Here is a 1,417-nt window from a genome sequence, read left to right as displayed (position 1 = left end):
CCGCCGACCCGCCTCGTCATCACCTGGGCGAACGCTTCGCAGGCCGACGATCCGTCGAAAACCAGCCGGGTGACGTTCGCCATCGAGGAATACGACACCATGGTGCGGCTGACCGTCAGCCATGACGAGCTCGAGGCCGGCAGCGGCATGGCGAAAGGCGTCAGCCAAGGTTGGCCGGCGGTGCTGTCCAGCCTGAAATCCTTCCTCGAAACCGGCAGCGGCATCGATATTTTCGCCAAGCCGAAATCGGCCTGATGTTGCGACCTCGAGCAGAATCAGACCCGTGGAGAACGATAATGACCAAGCGCTATACCGGCGGCTGCGCATGCGGCGCGATCCGTTACGAGACCAATGACGAGCCTATCTTCCAGAACCACTGCCAATGCAGCGATTGCCAGAAGCGCTCAGGCACCGGCCACGGATCCTACCTGACCTTCGGCCAGCGCACCGATATGGCCATTACCGGGGAGGTGAGCACCTGGCGCGTGGCGGGCGCCAGCGGCAATGAAAAAATCCACACCTTCTGTCCAACCTGCGGAACGCCGGTCTTTCTGATATCCGTCGCCATGCCGGAATTCATAGCGGTCCATGCGGCCAGCCTCGACGATCCGGAACAGTTCAGCCCGCAGATGGTGACCTACACGAGCCACGGCCATGCCTGGGACAAGATGGATCCCGCCTTGCAGGCGGTCGAGCGAATGCCGTAGTGAAACGCGTCCGCCGTCGGCCCGCGATCTGCCGTCGCGCCTTCAGGCCCGATGCTCTTGGCCGATCAGCCGGCTCGCCGCTGTCTCGGCTATGGCATCGGCAAGCTCGAGGCCCCATTGCTGGCGGCAATAGGCGCGGAAATCGAAGCAGGGCAGGCCGGGGCAGACCTCGAACTCGATGAGGTGGACGGTGTCGTCGGCCTCGACCCTGAGATCGATGGAAAACACGTCGCGCAGGCCGAGCCCGCTCATCAGCCGCCCGGCGATCGCACGAATCCTGGCGTCGGCGGCCGGCTGGCTGTCGGCGACCGCGACGAGCTCCGGCTCGGCGTAATGTCCCGCCGCTTTCGCTGCCTCGCCAGTGTCGCCGTAGAGCGCCAGGCTGTCGGCCATGGTCTGGAAATCGGCGCCTGAATCGACAAAGGCCACGCCAAGCACTTCGACTCCCGCGCCCGGCATCAGGCTAAGGAAACTGGCGCGCACGTTGCGGCCGGCGACGTAGGGCTGGACGACGACATCGTCGCGATAGGCCGAAAAGACGCGCCGGCTGAGCTCCAAAGCGTGGGCGAGATCGCTGCAGCGCGACTCCAGCCAGATGCCGATCTTGGCGCCGAGCCGGTTGGGCTTGACGAACCAGCCGGCGGGCGAGGCCGGCGGCTCGACCAGCCATTGGCCGTCACGCGCGAGCCCAGCCTGTGGCACCGGCAGGC

General features: G+C 65.6%; 2 protein-coding genes and 1 pseudogene. 2 read left to right on the top strand and 1 reads right to left on the bottom strand.

Features of this window, described 5'->3' with window-relative positions:
- Together EN969_RS31045 and EN969_RS31040 are read left to right on the top strand one after the other, a co-directional pair.
- The coding region (locus EN969_RS31045; protein ID WP_206525280.1) for an SRPBCC domain-containing protein at window positions 1–255 on the top strand (255 nt) is incomplete at its 5' end.
- A gap of 41 nt (window positions 256–296) precedes the next feature.
- On the top strand, window positions 297–707 hold the full coding sequence (locus EN969_RS31040; RefSeq protein WP_063169673.1) for a GFA family protein: 411 nt from the start codon (window positions 297–299) through the stop codon (window positions 705–707).
- Between the two features lie 42 nt (window positions 708–749).
- On the opposite strand, the pseudogene EN969_RS31035 reads toward EN969_RS31040, so the two are convergent.
- Window positions 750–1,417 (bottom strand): annotated as a pseudogene (locus EN969_RS31035) (D-alanine:D-lactate ligase-like protein); the annotation flags it as partial.

Origin of the sequence: Mesorhizobium sp. M7A.F.Ca.CA.003.01.2.1 (genome assembly GCF_003998945.1) — a bacterium.
GTDB lineage: Bacteria > Pseudomonadota > Alphaproteobacteria > Rhizobiales > Rhizobiaceae > Mesorhizobium > Mesorhizobium ciceri.
The sequence above is the reverse complement of the archived record's forward strand: the minus strand, read 5'-3'. Positions and strand labels throughout refer to the sequence as shown.